20 protein-coding genes and 1 pseudogene are annotated in these 18,829 nt (G+C 34.8%); 19 read left to right on the top strand and 2 right to left on the bottom strand.

Annotation, left to right across the window (positions count from 1 at the left end):
- The first annotated feature begins 14 nt into the window (after window positions 1–14).
- The gene (locus FT986_RS09120) at window positions 15–962 is read left to right on the top strand and encodes a GSCFA domain-containing protein (protein ID WP_147864767.1); all 948 of its coding nucleotides are present in this window, start codon (window positions 15–17) and stop codon (window positions 960–962) included.
- Between the two features lie 142 nt (window positions 963–1,104).
- Complete coding sequence (locus tag FT986_RS09115) at window positions 1,105–1,713, top strand: DUF4230 domain-containing protein (RefSeq protein WP_147864766.1); 609 nt, start codon at window positions 1,105–1,107, stop codon at window positions 1,711–1,713.
- Here the strand turns inward: FT986_RS09115 and FT986_RS09110 are convergent.
- Complete coding sequence (locus tag FT986_RS09110) at window positions 1,710–3,461, bottom strand: aromatic amino acid hydroxylase (protein WP_147864765.1); 1,752 nt, start codon at window positions 3,459–3,461, stop codon at window positions 1,710–1,712. The genes FT986_RS09115 and FT986_RS09110 overlap by 4 nt on opposite strands.
- Window positions 3,462–3,602: 141 nt before the next feature.
- On the opposite strand from FT986_RS09110, the gene FT986_RS09105 reads away from it, so the two are divergent.
- From FT986_RS09105 to FT986_RS09025, 17 genes and pseudogenes are all read left to right on the top strand, one after another.
- The gene (locus FT986_RS09105; protein ID WP_147864764.1) at window positions 3,603–4,175 is read left to right on the top strand and encodes a TetR/AcrR family transcriptional regulator; all 573 of its coding nucleotides are present in this window, start codon (window positions 3,603–3,605) and stop codon (window positions 4,173–4,175) included.
- 75 nt (window positions 4,176–4,250) lie between these two features.
- Window positions 4,251–5,324 carry a 2Fe-2S iron-sulfur cluster-binding protein gene (locus FT986_RS09100; RefSeq protein WP_147864763.1) on the top strand — a complete coding sequence of 358 codons (1,074 nt, stop codon included), beginning with the start codon at window positions 4,251–4,253 and terminating at the stop codon, window positions 5,322–5,324.
- A gap of 79 nt (window positions 5,325–5,403) precedes the next feature.
- Complete coding sequence (gene paaA / locus FT986_RS09095; RefSeq protein ID WP_147864762.1) at window positions 5,404–6,360, top strand: 1,2-phenylacetyl-CoA epoxidase subunit PaaA; 957 nt, start codon at window positions 5,404–5,406, stop codon at window positions 6,358–6,360.
- Window positions 6,361–6,388: 28 nt separating this feature from the next.
- Entirely contained in the window at window positions 6,389–6,754 is a 366-nt protein-coding gene (locus tag FT986_RS09090; RefSeq protein WP_370451165.1) for a four helix bundle protein, read from the top strand.
- A gap of 51 nt (window positions 6,755–6,805) precedes the next feature.
- Entirely contained in the window at window positions 6,806–7,099 is a 294-nt protein-coding gene (paaB, locus tag FT986_RS09085; protein ID WP_147864760.1) for a 1,2-phenylacetyl-CoA epoxidase subunit PaaB, read from the top strand.
- Window positions 7,100–7,213: 114 nt separating this feature from the next.
- Window positions 7,214–7,966 (top strand): 1,2-phenylacetyl-CoA epoxidase subunit PaaC, encoded by a 753-nt coding sequence (paaC, locus tag FT986_RS09080; RefSeq protein WP_147864759.1) that lies wholly within the window; start codon window positions 7,214–7,216, stop codon window positions 7,964–7,966.
- A gap of 105 nt (window positions 7,967–8,071) precedes the next feature.
- Window positions 8,072–8,572 (top strand): 1,2-phenylacetyl-CoA epoxidase subunit PaaD, encoded by a 501-nt coding sequence (paaD, locus tag FT986_RS09075; protein WP_147864758.1) that lies wholly within the window; start codon window positions 8,072–8,074, stop codon window positions 8,570–8,572.
- Window positions 8,573–8,633: 61 nt separating this feature from the next.
- Window positions 8,634–9,002 carry a four helix bundle protein gene (locus FT986_RS09070; RefSeq protein ID WP_147864757.1) on the top strand — a complete coding sequence of 123 codons (369 nt, stop codon included), beginning with the start codon at window positions 8,634–8,636 and terminating at the stop codon, window positions 9,000–9,002.
- Window positions 9,003–9,089: 87 nt separating this feature from the next.
- A complete protein-coding gene (locus FT986_RS09065) occupies window positions 9,090–9,872 on the top strand; it encodes an enoyl-CoA hydratase-related protein (protein WP_147864756.1) in 783 nt (260 codons plus the stop codon).
- A gap of 110 nt (window positions 9,873–9,982) precedes the next feature.
- Window positions 9,983–11,143: a 3-hydroxyacyl-CoA dehydrogenase NAD-binding domain-containing protein gene (locus FT986_RS09060; protein ID WP_147864755.1), complete on the top strand. Its 1,161-nt coding sequence runs from the start codon at window positions 9,983–9,985 to the stop codon at window positions 11,141–11,143.
- 37 nt (window positions 11,144–11,180) lie between these two features.
- A pseudogene (locus tag FT986_RS09055) lies at window positions 11,181–11,561 on the top strand (four helix bundle protein).
- A complete protein-coding gene (locus tag FT986_RS09050) occupies window positions 11,551–11,985 on the top strand; it encodes a PaaI family thioesterase (RefSeq protein ID WP_147864754.1) in 435 nt (144 codons plus the stop codon). The pseudogene FT986_RS09055 and the gene FT986_RS09050 overlap by 11 nt, the downstream one beginning before the upstream one ends.
- A 63-nt stretch (window positions 11,986–12,048) precedes the next feature.
- The gene (locus FT986_RS09045) at window positions 12,049–12,909 is read left to right on the top strand and encodes a neutral zinc metallopeptidase (protein WP_147864753.1); all 861 of its coding nucleotides are present in this window, start codon (window positions 12,049–12,051) and stop codon (window positions 12,907–12,909) included.
- A gap of 17 nt (window positions 12,910–12,926) precedes the next feature.
- On the top strand, window positions 12,927–14,138 hold the full coding sequence (locus FT986_RS09040) for a 3-oxoadipyl-CoA thiolase (protein ID WP_147864752.1): 1,212 nt from the start codon (window positions 12,927–12,929) through the stop codon (window positions 14,136–14,138).
- Window positions 14,139–14,214: 76 nt separating this feature from the next.
- Window positions 14,215–16,749 (top strand): phenylacetic acid degradation bifunctional protein PaaZ, encoded by a 2,535-nt coding sequence (gene paaZ / locus FT986_RS09035; protein ID WP_147864751.1) that lies wholly within the window; start codon window positions 14,215–14,217, stop codon window positions 16,747–16,749.
- A 68-nt stretch (window positions 16,750–16,817) separates the two neighbouring features.
- Complete coding sequence (locus FT986_RS09030; protein WP_147864750.1) at window positions 16,818–17,570, top strand: enoyl-CoA hydratase/isomerase family protein; 753 nt, start codon at window positions 16,818–16,820, stop codon at window positions 17,568–17,570.
- Between the two features lie 91 nt (window positions 17,571–17,661).
- On the top strand, window positions 17,662–18,261 hold the full coding sequence (locus tag FT986_RS09025; RefSeq protein WP_147864749.1) for a transferase hexapeptide repeat family protein: 600 nt from the start codon (window positions 17,662–17,664) through the stop codon (window positions 18,259–18,261).
- Here the strand turns inward: FT986_RS09025 and FT986_RS09020 are convergent.
- Entirely contained in the window at window positions 18,258–18,824 is a 567-nt protein-coding gene (locus FT986_RS09020) for an N-acetyltransferase (protein ID WP_147864748.1), read from the bottom strand. The genes FT986_RS09025 and FT986_RS09020 overlap by 4 nt on opposite strands.
- Window positions 18,825–18,829: the final 5 nt, after the last annotated feature.

The following is an 18,829-nucleotide window of genomic DNA, read 5'->3' as shown; positions in this document are numbered from 1 at the left end:
TTTATCATTTTTTTATGCAGTTTCAAACCAAAATACCTATAAAGGCGCAAGAACCTAAAATAGATTACACCTCTAAACTGGTGTTACTAGGATCTTGTTTTTCAGAAAATATAGGCGAGAAGTTTACTTATTTTAAATTTAGACAACTTCAAAATCCGTTTGGAATTCTTTTTCATCCTTTTGCGATTGAGAATTTAGTGAATAAGGCGGTTAATCAATTTGTTTATACCGAAAAAGATTTAGTATTTCATAACGAACAATGGCATTGTTTTGATGCTCACTCTCGGTTGAGTTCTCCAGATAAAGTTCAACTTCTGCAAACACTTAATAAAGCGCTTCAGCAAACGTATAAAAAGCTAAAAGAAGCTTCTCATATAATAATAACATACGGGACGGCTTGGGTTTATCAATTAAAAAACACTCAAAAATTTGTTGCCAATTGCCACAAAATTCCGCAACGAGAATTTGATAAAAAACTAATTTTAGCTGAAAAACTTCAAGAAAGCATTCAGCGCACCGTTGAGCTTATTCAGCAAGTAAATCCTTCCGCAGCATTTATTTTTACAGTTTCTCCTGTGCGTCATATTAAAGATGGTTTTGTAGAAAATCAGCAAAGTAAATCGGCTTTAATTACAGCGGTGCATCAAAGTATTGCTTCCGTAAAGAAAACGGCTTATTTTCCTTCTTATGAAATTATGATGGATGAGTTGCGAGATTATCGTTTTTACGCGCAAGATATGTTGCATCCTAGCGATTTAGCTATCGATTATATTTGGCAGCGTTTTGTAGAAACCCGCTTGACTCAATCAACACAGCAAACGATGCAAGAGATCGATAAAATTCAAAAAGGAATGTTGCATAAAGCCTTTAATAAAGAAAGTGAAGCACATCAAAAATTTTTAAACAAATTAGAAGTAAGTAAGAAGGCACTAATTGAAAAATTCCCTTTTATAAATTTTTAAAATAATGGAGTTTTGTGGGACGTTTCCCTCGCACACTCGGGTCGGGCTATGCGCTATTACGCTTCACATTTTTTCAAAATGCTGCAGGGTAACCGCTGCTATCCCTAACGCAAAATAACGTATTTTAGAGAAAAATTAGTCTATGAAAAAATTTGTTTTAGGAGTAGTGGTAACGATTATTGTGTTTTTTGGTTATCAATATTTTGTAGATAAAAAAGACAATAAAACTGAGCTAGCACAAACTTCGGCCCTTATAGAAAAAGAAGTGAAAAACGTGAGTAAATTAGTAGTCACAGAAAGTTCTTACGCTCAAATTTTCACTTACAAGAATACAGAAAATGTTTTTTTAGGAATTACAGCCAAAAAGAAAGCTATTTTAGCAGTAAACACCAAAGCTACTGTTGCTTATGATTTGGCGCAAATGCAATATGAAGTGCTAACAGAAGATAAAATTCTTCGTATCACAAAAATACCTAAACCCGAATTAAATATTTACCCTGAATTCGATTTTTACGATGTTACACAAGATTACCTTAATCAATTTAAAGCCGATGATTATAATGTGATTAAAAAAAGAGTGACAAAGCAAATAAAAGAGAAAATAGAAAAGTCGGTTGTTATGCAAAATGCAGAAAACCGACTTGTTTCAGAGCTTCAAAAACTTTTTATTTTAACCAATAGTTTGGGGTGGACTTTAGAATACCACAAACAACCTATTCAATCTGAAAAAGAATTAGAGATTTTACTTTAAGAATGTATCAATTCTAAACCGTCTTCAATTAAATGTGCAATTTTAGGACGTGAAATTTTAAGTTTTTCTAAATGTTGACGTATTTCGCTAGTAAAACTTTCCATTTTATTTTGTTTTGCAAGCTCATACAATTCTAAAGACAATAGCCAATCTTGTTGGTGTTCAGCTTTAAGCTGAATAAAAACTTCTTCTAAAACCCCTTTATCTATAGTGTTCTGTCTTAAAGTTCTAACCTGTTGGTAAAGTTGTTCTAGTTTAATTTCTTTGTCGCTTTTTTCTTTCTTATCTAAAGATGTAGACAATTCATGAATTAAAGCTTCAAAAGAATAAGGGTCTGCAGCTCCAGCAAAAGCAGAAGTAATTTGCGAACCTACAGCCATATAAAAATCACCTTCTTCAGGAGAAAATAAAACTTCATTTTTATAAGTTACGGTACAGTCTGTAAACTGAATTAAAATTAATTCTCCTCTTAGGTTTCTAATTCCGGTAACGTTTAAACCTTCTACTACAATTCCGCTGTCAAAAGTAAATTCAATTCGCTTGTTATCATAAAAATTATAAGCCTTTAAATCTCGCGGCCCCATGTTTTCAATAGCGAGATTAATACCTTTTAATTTTCCTATTGGAGATCTAAATCCGTTAGCATGGGTTTGTATACCGTGGCCAATGAGTTCTTTATCTTTGTTGGCAAGTGCTGTTTCTCCTTTGGTTTCAAAGTAAACCACTTCATGATCTTCATTGGTGATCATTTTGGTGAAATTTCCAGAAATTTGAATCCCAGTACTTAATTCAATAGTTCCTAAAGAATTAGAATCAATCAATTTTTGTAAGCCTTTATAACCACCTTTTCTCACAGCCATTTTATCGGCAAATTCTTCTAAAACTTCTGCTAAGTAAGCAAAATCTGGCGTTACAAAAAGTTGAGGTTGAGGTTTTGTAATGTCAAAATCTTGCGTTGCAGCATCTATAGAATAAGGTATTTTCTTCACCTCTGGCAATAAGCAACTTTTGCTTTCACCAATAGAACTTAGCAAGCCAGCGCCATAAATTTTGGGATTTTCTAAACTGCCTACCAAACCATATTCTACGGTCCACCAGTGTAAATTTCTAATTAAAGCAATTTCAGAAGGTTCAACTTTTTTGTATTGTAAAGTGTCTACTCGTTGCTCTGCTTCTTGTATCGCTTCCGCGGAAGCGTGATCAGCCTCTTTTATAATGGAAAGATCTCTTACGGCATGGTAAAGGTCCATATCGTGAGCCGAGGCAATAGCTTTACTACCAATAGCGCCAAAACGTCTTAAGTATTCTGCATAATCGGGACTTGCAATAATGGGGGCATGTCCTGCACCTTCGTGAATAATATCTGGTGCGGGAGTATATTCTATATTTTCTAATTGGCGAATTTCTGAAGCAATAACCAATACTTTGTACGCTTGAAACTCCATAAAAGCATTAGGCGGAATAAATCCGTCTACGGCAACCGCTGCCCAGCCAATTTCCTTTAAAATACGGTTCATCCCGTACATACTAGGAATTTCATCTATAGAAATCCCTGTTTTTTCTAATCCTTCTAAATAAGATTCATGAGCAACTTTACTAAGATAATCTACATTTTTACGCATAACATATCGCCACACCGCTTGATTGATAGGGGTGTAATGCTCATAATTTTGTGGCTTTATGAATTGTTTTAAATGCGGAGGGAGCTTACTTATAAGCTCGTTTTCTTGTATGTGATTAGTTTCCATGAATTAAATACTTAAAACCGACCAAATTAGTAATTCCTTTCTTTAAAATATGAATGAGGTAAAGGATTTGTGAGTTTTTTAAGCTTTAAATTTTTAAATGGAAGAAAAAGCTGTTAAAGATAATTAGTATATTGCTTGGCTATGAGTCTAACCAGAAAACAGGAAATAATCATTACTGCATCCCGTCTTTTTAAAGAAAGAGGCTATAATGCTATTTCTATGAGAGATTTAGCTGCAGAAATGGGAATAAAAGCAGCAAGTTTGTACAACCATATTTCTTCTAAGCAAGAGATCTTAGGATTGATAATTCTTAAAGTTGCTGAGGAGTTTACACAGCACATCAATACCATTTATTTAGATAAATTAAGTAGTATAAAAAAGCTAGAGGCTATTATTCAAAACCACATTGAAATTACCTTAAAATATACACACCATTTAGCGTGTATGAATAATGATTGGATTCATTTAGAAGATGAATACAAACAGCGTTATTTAAATTTGCGAAATGAATATGAAAGTAAGTTTAGGCAAATACTTCAGCAAGGTAAAGATGAAGGGGAGTTAAAAGATATCGATTTGGAAATCGTGGTTTTCTCTGTATTAACAACTCTACGGACTTTACATATTTGGTATGCTAAAAAAACAAGCATTCAAGTGGCTACTTTACAGCAAGATCTGCCCAAAACTCTGCTTTACGGAATTGTTAAGAGCTAAGAATCAAACTTTAACAACTTTGATTTGCAATTTAAACTAACAAGTGTTAGTTTTGTTAGGTAACTAATTTATATAATGGCAAAATTTCATCAATTAACAGTTCAGGATTTACATAAAGAAACACACGATTGTACTGTTATTACTTTTAATGTACCTCAAGATTTAAGAGAAGAATTTAAATTCAGTCAAGGGCAGCATTTAACTTTGAGAAAAGAAATAAATGGAGAAGATGTAAGAAGATCTTATTCTTTGTGTTCTAGTCCTTACGATGAAGAATGGAAAGTAGCAGTAAAAGAAATACCTGAAGGTATTTTCTCTAGCTATGTAAACCATACTTTAAAAGCGGGAGATATGCTGGAAGTAATGGCGCCAAGCGGAAAATTTGGTGTGAAAGTAAATCCAGAGTTGGCTAAAAACTATTTGTTTTTTGCGGCAGGAAGCGGGATAACCCCCGTTCTTTCTATGGTTAAGTCACATTTAGCTGCCGAGCCTAAATCTACTTGTAAGTTGTTTTATGTAAACAAAACTGCAAAATCTATTATCTTTAAAGAGGAGTTGGAACAACTTCGTAATAAGTATTTTGGGAGGTTGGAGATTTATTATTTCCTAACAAAAGAAAGAAGAGATATAGAGCTTTTCAACGGTAGGTTTGATGATGAAAAGATGGATGTGCTCACGCAAACTTTTATTGACGTTCCAGATACAAGTGAAGTGTTTTTATGCGGACCAGAAAAAATGGTCAACTACGTAGGGGATTATTTAATTAAAGCTGGTCTACCTAAAGAAATGGTTCATTTTGAATTGTTTGTAACAGGATTATCTGAAGAAGACATCCAAAGAGCAGAAAGGCTTTCTAAGCAAAATGTAGAAGGAACGGAGGTGACTATTGTAGATGGGGGGAAAGAGTTTCAGTTTACGATGACTAAAGAATATGATAATATTTTAGATGCCGCTTTAGGAGCTGGAGCAGATTTGCCTTTCGCTTGTAAGGGAGGTGTTTGCAGTACCTGTAAATGTGAGGTGTTAGAAGGGGATGTAGAAATGAAAGTGAATTACGCTTTAGAAGAAAAAGAAGTACAACAAAACTTAGTATTGAGCTGTCAGGCAGTTCCAACATCAGATAAAGTAAAAGTAGATTTTGACGTTTAGAATCTGTTTATGAGTTTCAAGTTGAAAGTGATAGAGAATCATTTCAGCTTTAAGCTTTCAACAAAAAAAGAAATGAATTATGAGTGAGAAAGAAGTAAAAAATTTAGAAGAAATTTTCGAAGCAAAAATTGCTCGAGATGAAAAGATAGAGCCTAAAGATTGGATGCCAGAGAAATACAGGAAAACCCATATTCGCCAAATGTCGCAGCACGCACATTCTGAAATTGTGGGTATGCTTCCTGAGGGAAACTGGATATCTCGCGCACCATCTTTAAGAAGAAAAGTTGCTTTATTGGCAAAAGTGCAAGATGAAGCTGGACACGGTTTATATTTATATAGCGCTACAGAAACTTTAGGGATTTCTAGAGATGAGTTGTATGAACAACTACACTCTGGAAAAGCTAAATATTCTAGTATTTTCAATTATCCTACCATTACGTGGGCAGATATTGGAGCTATTGGATGGTTGGTAGATGGAGCAGCAATTATCAATCAAGTACCGCTTTGTAGTACCTCTTTTGGGCCGTATGCACGTGCTATGGTGAGAGTTTGTAAGGAAGAAAGTTTCCATCAGCGTCAAGGTTACGAAATTATGCTAACGCTTTGTAATGGAACTGAAGAGCAAAAACAAATGGCTCAAGATGCACTTAACCGTTGGTGGTGGCCTTCATTAATGATGTTGGGGCCTACAGATGATGCTTCTACACACACAGAGCAATCTATGAAGTGGAAGTTGAAACGTAAAACTAATGATGAATTACGTCAGCAATTTATTGATCAAACCGTTCCGCAGGCAGATATCTTAGGAATCACCGTTCCAGATGAAGATTTAAAATGGAATGAAGAAACAGGTCATTATGATTTTGGTGAAATCAACTGGGATGAATTTTGGCAAGTAGTAAAAGGTCACGGGCCTTGTAATAAAGAGCGTTTGCAAACACGAGTAAATGCGTGGGAAAATGGAGAATGGGTGCGTGATGCAGCTTTAGCTTACGCGGAAAAACAATTAGAAAGAAAAGTAAAACAAGCAGGATAATTAAGAATTAAGTAAAGAGTATTTAGTAATTAGCGCTAGGCTGTACGTTTTAAAAGATTTAAAAGTTTGGAATAAGGCGATGGAAATTACTGAAAAAGTATATCGTCTTTCAGCAAACTTTCCTAGAGAAGAAAGGTATGGCTTAACAAGTCAAATTAGAAGATGTGCAGTTTCAGTTCCATCAAACATTGCTGAAGGGGCTGGAAGAAATACAAATGGTGAATTTAAAAATTTTCTAAGTATTGCAAATGGTTCAGCTTATGAGCTTTTTACTCAACTAATTTTATCTTATAAACTTAAACTCGTTCCAAAGGAAGATGTTGAATATATTCTTAAAGAGATTATAGAAGTTCAAAAGATGAATTACGCGTTAATAAAATTACTAAATAAATAACTCACTACTCAATTCTAATTACTAAATACTTAAGATTAAGATATAATAGATATGGAAGAAAATAAAAAAGAATGGCCTTTGTGGGAGATTTTTGTAAGAAGTAAAAACGGATTAGAACACCGTCATTTTGGAAGTCTTCATGCGACCGATGCAGAAATGGCTTTAGAAAATGCAAGAGATGTTTACACCAGACGAAGTGAGGGGGTAAGTATTTGGGTAGTGGAATCTAGTAATATCACTGCTTCTAATCCAGATCACAACGGGGAGTTGTTTGAACCAGCACAAGACAAAGTATATAGACATCCTACATTTTACGATTTACCAGATGAGGTAAAACATATGTAAGTCACAAATTTGAAATGAAAAATAATAAATGTAAAATTTAGAAGTGTTTTCGCTATTAAGATTTTGAACTTTAGCGTTTTACATTTTAAATTTTTCTGTTTGAAAATTAATAAAATGAATAATAATTTCATAAAATACCTTTACGGAATAGCAGATAACTCTTTGATTTTAGGTCAGCGATTAGGAGAGCTAACAGGACATGCGCCTAGTTTGGAGGTAGACATCGCTTTGACTAATATTTCTTTAGATTTATTTGGTCAAGTACGTAGTTATTTTCAATATGCTGCTCAACTTTCTGAAGGTGATATTACCGAAGATGATTTGGCATTTTTACGTACAGAAAGAGAATACTTAAATGTTTTGTTGGTAGAACAACCTAATACTGATTTTGCATATACCATAGCTAGACAATTTTTGTTTGATCATTTTCATATGTTGTTAATGACAGAAATGCAAAAATCTAAAGATGAAACCTTAGTGGCGATTGCGAAAAAAAGCATTAAAGAGGTGAGCTATCACAAACGTTTTTCTTCAGACTGGATTAAACGTTTAGGCGATGGAACCGAAGAAAGTAAACAGCGAATTCAAAAAGTAGTGAATGATCTATGGCGTTTTACAGATGAGCTTTTTCATACTACAGAAGCAGATGAAGCAATGATTAAAGAGGGGATTGCCGTAGATGTAAAAATGCTTAAAGAAGTGTATTACAAAAATGTGAACGAAATTTTAGAAACTGCTACTCTGGAAGTGCCTGAATTAAAATATTTCCAAAAAGGAGGTAAAGAAGGAATCCATTCAGAACATATGGGGTTCTTACTTAACGATATGCAATACATGCAACGCACCTACCCAGGGATGAAATGGTAGAAAGTAAAATTAAAAACCAAAAAATTTAAAATGTAAAAGTCTATACTCAATCGAGAGAAGACTTTTTACTTTATTCTTTTACATTTAATATTCATAATTTTAGCAATGACAGAAGAGAAAGTACATATTAACGAAGTTTTGGAACCGATACTTAGAGAAGTACCCGATCCAGAAATTCCTGTGCTTTCTATTTTAGATCTAGGGGTGGTTAGAGAAGCAATTTTAGAAGGCAATAAAGCAACTATTAAAATTACTCCCACCTATAGCGGTTGTCCAGCGATGGATGTAATTGGCGACGATATTGTTTCCGCTTTAGCGAAAGAAGGCTATGAGGCGAAAGTAGATTTAATATTGGCACCAGCTTGGAGTACAAATTGGATCACTGAGCGTGGTAGAAAAGCTTTGGAAGATTATGGAATCGCAGCTCCATTAGAAGAATCGGCAGATAAGAAAGCTTTGTTAGGAGAAGAAAAAATTGTCAAATGCCCGCAATGTAAATCTACGAATACCCACTTGGTAAGTCAGTTTGGATCAACGGCTTGTAAAGCACTTTTTAAATGTGATAACTGCGAAGAGCCTTTCGATTATTTTAAATGTTTGATTTAAAAAACCGAAAAACAGCAAAATTTAAAATGTAAAAATTTAAGTTGATTATCAATTGATTGTTATGGAGAAGAAATATAAATACGATTTACAAAAACGTTTAGTTATTTTTTCTGCTGAAATAATAAAAAGTGTTCAGGCGCTTCATAAAAATTACGCAGCAGAGCATTTAACCAAACAATTAATTAGGTCGGCTTCTTCTGCAGCGCTAAATTATGGTGAAGCTCAAAGTGCAGAATCAAGAAAAGATTTTATTCATAAAATGAAACTTTCTTTAAAAGAGTTAAGAGAAACACAAGTAAATTTAGAAATTTTAAATGAGGCTGATTTAATTAAAGATCATCAAAAATTTGAATTTATAATTAAGGAAATAAAGGAGCTTGTAGCGATTTTTACTACTAGTATACAAACTTCAAAAAATAAAGAAATCTAAAATAAAATAACGGAAAATTTAAAAAGGAAATAATTCAATGAGAGAGTTTCAGTCTTTTATATTTAGCGTTTATAATTTATAATTTTTATGAGCAACACAATAAGTTTTGAAATAAAAAATAAGGTGGCATATATCACCTTAAATAGACCAGAAGTATTTAATAGCTTTAACCGTGAGATGGCTTTGGCTTTGCAAGATGTTTTAAAAGATGTAGCTACCAACGATGAGGTAAGAGCCATATTACTTACAGGAAACGGAAAAGCATTTTGTGCAGGGCAAGATTTAAAAGAGGTGACAGACCCCGAATTAAATCCGGGTTTTAAAGCCATTTTAGAAGAACATTACAATCCAGTGATACAGTTAATTCGTGAAACTCCAAAACCTATCGTTGCTGCGGTAAATGGTGTAGCAGCTGGAGCAGGAGCTAATATTGCTTTAGCTTGTGATGTTGTGGTAGCTTCAGAAAATGCAGCCTTTATTCAAGCCTTTAGTAAAATAGGATTAATACCAGATAGTGCTGGAACTTTCTTTTTGCCAAGATTAATAGGTTTTCAAAAAGCTTCCGCTTTAGCGATGTTAGGAGATAAAATTGAAGCACAAGAGGCAGAAAGGCTAGGAATGATTTACAAGTATTTTTCAGTAGAAACCTTTACGGAAGAAAGCGAGAAATTAGCTTTAAAGTTAGCCAACATGCCTACTAAAGCTTTAGGTTTAATTAAAGAAGCCTTTAATCAGTCCATGAATAATAATCTAGATGAACAGTTGTCTTTAGAAAGTAAATTTCAAATCGAAGCAGCTTCTACAGAAGATTATAAAGAAGGAGTCACGGCTTTCGTAGAAAAAAGAAAACCAGAGTTTAAAGGGAAGTAAAATAAAGAAAATGCTTGTCAGCCTAAACTAGTTTAAGGTTCTTATTTAAGAACAATAAAACAATGAGATACTGACTGTATTTAGTTTGACAGAAAACAAATTTATAATTTATGAATATCGGAATTATTGGTTGCGGAACTATGGGAAGCGGAATTGCTCAAGTTGCAGCAACTGCAGGTTGTACCGTAAGTGTGTACGATACCAAACAAGAAGCCCTAGATAAAAGTAAAGCTCAATTAGATAAAGTTTTAAATAGGTTAATCGAGAAAGAAAGAATTGATGAAACCGAAAAAAATAGAATTCAAGCGAATATTAACTATGTGAATTCTTTAAAAGATTTAGCTGATGCTGATTTAACTATAGAAGCGATTGTTGAGAATCTTGAAATTAAACGTAAAGTGTTTCAAGAATTAGAAAGTTACCAGTCGCAAGAGGCCATCATCGCTTCTAATACATCTTCACTTTCTATCGCGTCAATCGCAGCTTCGTTAGAAAAACCTGAGCGTGTAATAGGTGTTCATTTTTTCAATCCAGCACCATTGATGCCTTTGGTAGAGATTATTCCGGCTATTCAAACTTCAGAAGAAGTTAAAGATAAGGTAGTTCAAATTATAGCTGACTGGAAAAAGGTGGGCGTTCTTGCTAAAGATACCCCTGGTTTTATTGTAAATCGCGTTGCTCGTCCGTTTTACGGAGAAGCTCTAAGAATTTATGAAGAAGGTAAAGCAGACTTTGCTACGATAGATTGGGCTCTAAGAGAATTTGGCGGATTTAAAATGGGACCATTTCAATTGATGGATTTTATAGGTCACGATGTAAATTATACGGTTACCGAAACGGTTTTTAAAGAATTTTATTATGATCCTCGTTATAAGCCATCTTTTACACAAAAACGATTAGCAGAAGCTGGATATCTTGGGAGAAAGACAGGAAAAGGGTTTTACGATTATGGAGAGAACGCTAAGAAAACAGCTCCAACTAAAGATGAAGATTTAGGAAAGCAAATTTTAGACCGAGTATTAGTAATGCTAATTAATGAAGCGGCAGATGCACTTTTCTTAAACATAGCGACTGCAAAAGATATTGATTTAGCTATGACTAAAGGAGTAAATTATCCTAAAGGACTTTTAGCTTGGGCAAATGAAAAAGGGATTAATTGGTGTGTTGAAAAATTAGATACGCTCTACAATGAGTACCATGAAGATCGTTACCGTTGTAGTCCGTTATTAAGAAAAATGAACAAAGAAAGTGAAACTTTTCAAGTTTCTTAGTTATTGAGTTTTTGAGATTCAGAATAAATTAAACACAATGAATAGTAAATATCATTTCAAATTCGAAGAATTGTCAATGTATCAAAAGGCATTAGATTTTGGTGATATTGTTTATACTCAAATCAATAAATTTCCTAAAGAAGAAACTTATCGATTAGCTTCACAGTTTATTCGTGCAGCAGACTCAATAGCTTTAAATATCGCGGAAGGGTCATCAAGTACTCATCCTAATTTTAATTGATATTTACAAATGGCTTGGGATAGTGCTCACGAATTTATCGTATGTACTACGAAAGCGGTAAGAAGAAACTATATTTCTGAAGTAGAAAACGAAGAAAATAGACAGAAAGTTACAGAAATATCTAAGATGATTACTTCTTATAAAAATTATCTTAAAAAGAGAATAAATGAAAGATAACTCAGAAACTCAAAAACTTTTGAACTCAGTAGATATTCCAAAAAAAATGCTTGAGCTCGATGCTTTTAGCCAATGGTTAGGGATCGAGATTGTAGAAGTAAAAGAAGGTTATTGCAAAGTGCAGATGACAATAAGAGAAGATATGCTGAATAGTATGAAAAAAGCTCACGGCGGAATTACATTCTCTTTAGCAGACACAGCATTTGGATTTGCCTCGAACACTCACGGAAGAAAAGCAGTTTCTATAGAATGTAGTATCAATCATATCGAAGCTTTGGAAGCAGGAGACATCATTACGGCAGAATCTGAAGTGAAAAGCCTAAAAAATAAACTTGGTTTTTATAATGTAGAAGTCAAAAAACAAGATGATTTAGTAGCTCTTTTTAAAGGTGTAGTATATAGAACCAGCGCTGAATGGGAATAATTTTATAATTACTTAAAAATTAATATTAACAATTTTAGATTTACTTGACTAAATCCAATTGCTATGAAATGGAAAGGAAGAAGAAAAAGTGACAATTTAGACGATCGACGTGGGATGAGCTCTAAAGGGAAACTAGTCGCTGGCGGTGGAGTAATTGGTATTATAGTTATTCTCTTACAAATTTTTGGAGGGGAAACAGGTCAAGCTGTAGCGCCTATACTTAATGAATTTAATAAAGGTCAGCAAACTGAACAAGTTAGAGAAAGAGAACTTACGGCAAAAGAAAAAGAATTAGGAGATTTTATGGCAACCGTTTTAGCGGATACAGAAGATGTATGGAATCAAGTTTTTATTGAAAATAACTTGGGAGATTACGAAGAGCCAGAAATGATATTATTTACAGAGGCGGTACAAACTGCTTGTGGAAGCGCAACATCGGCAACGGGACCATTTTATTGTCCTGCAGATAAAAATGTGTATATGGATTTGGCCTTTTTCAATGAACTTTATACACGTTTTGGAGCTAAAAAAGGAGATTTTGCTATGGCTTACGTAACCGCTCACGAAGTAGGACACCACGTTCAAACTCTACTAGGAACTTCCCCAAAAGTAAGACAGGCGCAAAAAGGAATGAATCAAACCGAAGCCAATAAACTTTCTGTAGCTTTAGAGCTACAAGCAGATTTTTATGCAGGTTTATGGGCTCATTATAACCAAGAATATTTAGAACAAGGAGATATAGAAGAAGCGTTAAGTGCAGCAAATGCTGTAGGAGACGATGCGATTCAAAAAAGAATGCAAGGGCACGTAAATCCCGATTCTTTTACGCACGGCACTTCTCAGCAACGCATCGATTGGTTTTTAAAAGGTTACCAGTCGGGAGAATTAAAACAACATGATACGTTTTCAGCTTTACTCCGTTAATTAAAAATAGATTATTTATGAATGCATATATTATTGATGGTGTAAGAACACCAATAGCAAATTATAAAGGAACGCTCTCTCCAGTAAGAGCAGACGATTTAGGAGCTTTAGTGATTAAAGAAATCGTTAAAAGAAACCCGAATATTCCTCAAGACGCTTACGCGGATGTTATTCTAGGTTGTGCCAATCAAGCAGGAGAAGACAATCGTAATGTTGCCCGCATGTGTTCGCTTTTGGCAGGCTTGCCACATAGTGTTCCGGGAGAAACTGTGAATAGATTATGTAGTAGTGGTCTTTCGGCTATTATTCATGCTAATCGTGCGATAAAAGCAGGAGACGGAGATGTGTTTATTAGCGGTGGAGTAGAACATATGACACGCGGCCCGTACGCTATTGCAAAACCTTCTAGTGCTTATGGGAATGATGCTAAAATGTATGATACCAGTTTTGGTTGGCGTTTTGTAAATCCAAAAATGCACGACATGTATGGTACCGATGGGATGGGAATGACTGCAGAGAACTTAGTAGATAAATATAATATATCGAGAGAAGATCAAGATGTTTTTGCTTATTGGAGCCAAATGAAAGCTACTAAAGCCCAAGAAAATGGACGTTTAGCTAAAGAAATCGTTACGGTAGAAATTCCGCAAAGAAAAAAAGATCCTATTCAGTTTAGTAAAGATGAGTTTGTAAAACCAACGACTACTAAAGAAATTTTAGGAAAACTTCGTCCTGCTTTCCGTAAAGATGGAAGCGTAACTGCAGGAAATTCTTCAGGATTAAATGACGGAGCAGCTGCCACTATTATTGCTTCAGAAAAAGCTGTGAAAGAATATGGTTTAACACCAATGGCGAAAATTTTAAGTTCGGCAGTAGTAGGTGTAGAGCCTAGAATTATGGGAATTGGTCCCGTTGAAGCTTCTAATAAAGCTTTAGAAAAAGCTGGATTAACCATGGAGGATATGGATGTGATCGAATTAAATGAAGCTTTTGCAGCTCAGGCTTTAGCTTGTGTCAGAGCTTGGGGTTTAAAAGATAATGATCCTAGATTAAATCCTAACGGGGGTGCTATAGCTATTGGTCACCCGCTTGGAGTTACAGGAGCAAGATTAGCTTATTCTGCAGCTTTAGAATTAAAAATGACTGGGAAAAAATATGCATTGGTAACGATGTGTGTAGGTGTAGGTCAAGGTTATGCTGCTGTAATTGAAAATGTTTCTACCAAGTAGGAAATCTAAAAATTTAATATGATGCTGAATGTCACCTCAAACGGAGTCGAGCGGTTGACAGCAAAATAAAATAAATATGAAAACACAACACTATATACAAGGAAGCTGGATTGATGGAAAAGGAGAAGGAACTCCTATTTTAGATTCAGTCACTGGAGAGCATTTTACGAATGTCACTACCGAAGGAATAGATGTTCCAGAAGTTTTACAATACGGAAGGTCAAAAGGGGGAGCATTAAGAAAAATGACGTTTCAAGAACGTGGTTTAATGCTTAAAAAATTAGCCTTTCACCTTCAAAAACACAAACGTTCTTTTTATGATGTAAGCTTTAAAACTGGAGCTACCAAAATAGATAGTTGGGTAGATATTGAAGGTGGTTTTGGAAACTTGTTTTCTAATGCGTCTTTACGTAAATTATTTCCTAATCAGCCTTATCACGTAGAAGGAGATCCTATAGATTTATCTCGTGGAGGAAGATTTATGGCGCATCATATTATGGTGCCAAGACAAGGAGTAGCAGTACATATTAATGCGTTTAATTTCCCGGTTTGGGGAATGTTAGAAAAATGTGCGGTGAATTGGATGGCGGGTATGCCAGCCGTTGTACTACCAGCTCCGCAAAGTGCTTATTTAACTGAAGCAGTGGTAAAAGTAATTATCGATTCAGGAATCTTACCTGAAGGTGCTTTACAATTAATTAGTGGAACGAAAAGAGATATTTTAGATACGGTAGAATCTCAAGATGTAGTAACTTTTACAGGTTCAGCTGCAACGGGGAGAAAACTAAAAACACATCCTAGGTTAATTGAAGAATCTGTACCATTTACGATGGAAGCAGATTCATTAAATGCTTCTATTTTAGGAGAAGATGCAACACCAGGTACTCCAGAATTTGATTTATTTATCAAAGAAGTACGTAATGAAATGACCACTAAATGTGGACAAAAATGTACCGCTATTCGTCGAATCATTGTTCCAGAAAATTTAATAGAAGACGTTCAAATTTCATTAGGAAAAGCCTTAGATAAAGTGACCTACGGAGATCCTCGTTTAAAAGAGGTAAGAATGGGAACTTTAATTGATAGAAAACAATTAGAAGCTGTTAAAAATAGTGTAAATGAAATAGCAAAATCTGCCGATATCGTTTATGGAGATTTCGAAACAGGAAAAGCAGTAGGTGCCGATTTTGAAAAAGGAGCATTTATGAAGCCTATTTTATTACGTGAAAACGATCCGTTAGCAAACGAAACAGCTCACGTTACCGAAGCATTCGGACCTGTAAGCACATTGATGCCTTATAAAAATCTAGAAGATGCGATTGAATTATCTAGAATGGGGAAAGGATCGTTAGTAAGTTCTATCACCACAAACGATGATAAAATTGCTAAAGAATATACGGTAAATGCAGCTACGCATCACGGGAGAATCTTAGTGCTGAATAGAGAAAGTGCGAAGCAAAGTACAGGTCACGGTTCACCATTACCTAACTTAATTCACGGTGGTCCAGGTCGTGCTGGTGGCGGAGAAGAAATGGGCGGTATGCGTGGTATTAAACATTATTTACAGCGTTGTGCCATTCAAGGTTCACCGACTACATTAACGGAAATCACGGGGATTTATCAACCCAATGCAGATTATAAAGAAGCAGAGAAGCATCCGTTTGCATACCATTGGGAAGATATTCAGCCAGGAATGTCACTTAAAACACACAATAGAACCATCACTGATACCGATATCGTAAATTTTGGAAACCTTACTTGGGATCATTTCTACGCTCATACCGATATTACGTCTCTTGACGGAAGTATTTTTGAGCAGAGAACAGCACACGGATATTTTATTATTTCCGCAGCAGCGGGATTATTTGTGTATCCTAACAAAGGTCCAGTAGCGGCAAATTATGGTTTAGAAGAAATAAGATTCTTACGTCCGCTTTATCACAATGATACTATTCATGTGAGATTAACGTGTAAAGAAAAAGTAGACAGAGAGCAAAAAGGACAAGAATTACCTAGCGGAATTGTAAAATGGTTTGTAGAGGTTTTTGATACCAATGTAACCGATGGGAAAATTCCAGAAACGGAAGCCGAAGAAAAAGAAGCCTTAGTTTGTATCGCTACTATTTTAACCATGGTGCAAAAGAAGCAAACTACCTTTACGGAAATCACCGATGAGGTTTTTGAAAACTCAATTGCAAAGTTAGAGGAAAATCAAAAGCCGGCTTGGGGAGAAATGAGTCCGCAACACATGGTAGAGCATTTAGAAACCAGTTACCGTATTGCCTCTGGAGAAATTCAAGATTTCGAAATCGCTACTCCAGAAAAGTACTTAGACGATACTCGTGCTACGTTATGGAACTACAAAAAAATGCCAAAAAATTATAATTTTCCGTTATACAAAGAAGGGGAACTTTTTGAATTGAAACATTCAAGTTTGAATGAGGCCAAAGAAAAATTGAAGGAGTCACGTAAAGAATATATAGAGTTCTTTAAAAGAAATCCTAATGCGACTTTAAAAAATGCTGTTTTTGGAGAATTAACCAAATATGAGTGGGGATTACTAGAGCGTAAGCACCTTAATCATCATTTTTCTCAGTTTGAATTACTTTAATTAATAAAAAATCAATAAAGCTGAAAAGAGATTATCTCTTTTCAGCTTTCCTATAAAATATTACGATTATGACACAACCCTATGTAAAACAAAGTATACAAGATCAAGTAGCTACCATAGAGTTTTTTCATCCAGCACATAACAGTTTGCCAGGTGATATCTTAGCTAAATTAGCCGATACGATTACTGAAACAGGAAAAAATGATGAGGTATTAGTCATTATTTTAAAATCTGGTGGAGAACGTACTTTTTGTGCAGGAGCAAGCTTTAAAGAGCTCATCAATATAAAAGACGAAGTAGAAGGCGAAAAATTCTTTATGGGATTTGCTAATGTGATCAATGCGATGCGTAAGTGCCCTAAATTTATCATTGGTCGCGTACAAGGAAAAACTGTAGGGGGCGGAGTTGGTTTAGCGAGTGCGATGGATTATTGTATGGCGACTAAATTTGCTGCCATTAAATTAAGTGAGTTAAATATTGGTATAGGTCCGTTTGTGGTGGGTCCTGCGGTTCAGCGTAAATTAGGTGTAAGCGGAATGTCACAAATTGCAATTGATGCCAATTCATTTTACTCTCCAGAATGGGCCATGCAAAAAGGATTATTTACGAAAGTGTACGATTCTACCGAAGAATTAGATGAAGCTATAGCTGAATTTGCTCAGAATTTATGTGGCTACAATCCAGAGGCGGTAAAAGAAATGAAGCAAATGTTTTGGAGAGGCACTGAAGATTGGGATGAACTTTTAAACGAACGCGCAAAAATTAGTGGTCGTCTAGTATTGTCTTCTTTCACTAAAGAGAAACTTAAGAAGTTTAAATAAAATAAAATGATAAACTGTAAAACCGAAAAATTTAAAATTCAAAACGGTTTAAACTTTATCATTCTACATTTAAAATTTATTATTTATACTTATGATTTATTCTTTTAAAGGGCATATTCCTGTAGTACACGAAAGCAGTTTTGTACATCCGTTAGCGGCCGTTACAGGCAATGTAATAATTGGAAAAGACTGCTATATTGGTCCGGGTGCTGCAATTCGAGGCGATTGGGGCGAAATTATATTAGAAGACGGGGTAAATGTACAAGAGAATTGCACGGTACATATGTTTCCAGGGAAGAGCATCGTATTAAAAAAAGGTGCTCACGTAGGACACGGAGCCATAATTCACGGTGCTAATTTAGGTGAAAATTGCCTTATCGGAATGAATACTGTGATTATGGATGATGCCGAAATTGGCGATGAATCTATCGTTGGTGCTATGGCTTTTGTGAAAGCCGAAACTAAAATTCCGTCAAGGAGTTTAGTTGTAGGAAATCCTGCAAAGGTGATCAAACAAGTTTCTGATGATATGATTGCATGGAAAACTGCTGGCACTAAACTTTATCAACAACTCCCAACCGATTGTCACGAAAGCTTGAAAGAAGTAGAGCCTCTAAGGGAAATTCCTAAAAACAGACCTGTACAAGAAGATTTTTATAAGACTTTACAAGAGATGAAGAAAGATCATTAATATAGCTGTTTTTGTAAATGTTCGTAAGCGTGTTTACCTAAGCTTATAGGTTTAACTACTTGATAACCTATACGTTCATACAAGCGTTTAGCATTTGGATTCTCTAAGTCTACCAACAAACCTATTTGGGAGTGTTTTTGCTTTAATGCTAATTTTTCAGCATGTTTAAGCAATTCGCTCCCAATTTTTTGTCCACGAAAAGAAGGGTTTATACTTATGGTATCTACATAGAACTCTCCAGCTTCCGTTTCTGGAGTTAAATCATCTTTAAAATTATAGTTTTCTTCAAGGTAATTTTTCAGTATTTGCTGAAGTCTTTGATGTTTACTGGAGTCGTAAGCAATAAGAACACCAACAATTTTTCCTCTTAAAATAGGTATTTGAGTATGCTTATAACTATACAGGCTGTCCTCTAATAAAAATTGATCAGTTAAAAAACGGAGGGCTTCTGGTTTATTTTCTTCACCCAAATAGAAATATATTAATTCTTCCATAGCATCTAAAATTAATTCCGCAGAAGCTGAAGCATGTTTTTTTTGAGCAGGTATAATTTCTAAAGACATAAAAT

Origin of the sequence: Mesonia sp. K4-1 (assembly GCF_008017825.1) — a bacterium.
GTDB lineage: Bacteria > Bacteroidota > Bacteroidia > Flavobacteriales > Flavobacteriaceae > Mesonia.
This window is presented reverse-complemented; position numbering and strand designations above follow the sequence as displayed.

What these genes read in the sequence shown, in the direction of transcription:
- FT986_RS09120 (WP_147864767.1), top strand. Translation starts at nt 15, where the DNA reads ATGCAGTTTCAAACCAAAATACCTATAAAGGCGCAAGAACCTAAAATA.
- FT986_RS09115 (WP_147864766.1), top strand. Translation starts at nt 1,105, where the DNA reads ATGAAAAAATTTGTTTTAGGAGTAGTGGTAACGATTATTGTGTTTTTT.
- FT986_RS09110 (WP_147864765.1), bottom strand. Translation starts at nt 3,461, where the DNA reads ATGGAAACTAATCACATACAAGAAAACGAGCTTATAAGTAAGCTCCCT.
- FT986_RS09105 (WP_147864764.1), top strand. Translation starts at nt 3,603, where the DNA reads ATGAGTCTAACCAGAAAACAGGAAATAATCATTACTGCATCCCGTCTT.
- FT986_RS09100 (WP_147864763.1), top strand. Translation starts at nt 4,251, where the DNA reads ATGGCAAAATTTCATCAATTAACAGTTCAGGATTTACATAAAGAAACA.
- paaA (WP_147864762.1), top strand. Translation starts at nt 5,404, where the DNA reads ATGAGTGAGAAAGAAGTAAAAAATTTAGAAGAAATTTTCGAAGCAAAA.
- paaB (WP_147864760.1), top strand. Translation starts at nt 6,806, where the DNA reads ATGGAAGAAAATAAAAAAGAATGGCCTTTGTGGGAGATTTTTGTAAGA.
- paaC (WP_147864759.1), top strand. Translation starts at nt 7,214, where the DNA reads ATGAATAATAATTTCATAAAATACCTTTACGGAATAGCAGATAACTCT.
- paaD (WP_147864758.1), top strand. Translation starts at nt 8,072, where the DNA reads ATGACAGAAGAGAAAGTACATATTAACGAAGTTTTGGAACCGATACTT.
- FT986_RS09070 (WP_147864757.1), top strand. Translation starts at nt 8,634, where the DNA reads ATGGAGAAGAAATATAAATACGATTTACAAAAACGTTTAGTTATTTTT.
- FT986_RS09065 (WP_147864756.1), top strand. Translation starts at nt 9,090, where the DNA reads ATGAGCAACACAATAAGTTTTGAAATAAAAAATAAGGTGGCATATATC.
- FT986_RS09060 (WP_147864755.1), top strand. Translation starts at nt 9,983, where the DNA reads ATGAATATCGGAATTATTGGTTGCGGAACTATGGGAAGCGGAATTGCT.
- FT986_RS09050 (WP_147864754.1), top strand. Translation starts at nt 11,551, where the DNA reads ATGAAAGATAACTCAGAAACTCAAAAACTTTTGAACTCAGTAGATATT.
- FT986_RS09045 (WP_147864753.1), top strand. Translation starts at nt 12,049, where the DNA reads ATGAAATGGAAAGGAAGAAGAAAAAGTGACAATTTAGACGATCGACGT.
- FT986_RS09040 (WP_147864752.1), top strand. Translation starts at nt 12,927, where the DNA reads ATGAATGCATATATTATTGATGGTGTAAGAACACCAATAGCAAATTAT.
- paaZ (WP_147864751.1), top strand. Translation starts at nt 14,215, where the DNA reads ATGAAAACACAACACTATATACAAGGAAGCTGGATTGATGGAAAAGGA.
- FT986_RS09030 (WP_147864750.1), top strand. Translation starts at nt 16,818, where the DNA reads ATGACACAACCCTATGTAAAACAAAGTATACAAGATCAAGTAGCTACC.
- FT986_RS09025 (WP_147864749.1), top strand. Translation starts at nt 17,662, where the DNA reads ATGATTTATTCTTTTAAAGGGCATATTCCTGTAGTACACGAAAGCAGT.
- FT986_RS09020 (WP_147864748.1), bottom strand. Translation starts at nt 18,824, where the DNA reads ATGTCTTTAGAAATTATACCTGCTCAAAAAAAACATGCTTCAGCTTCT.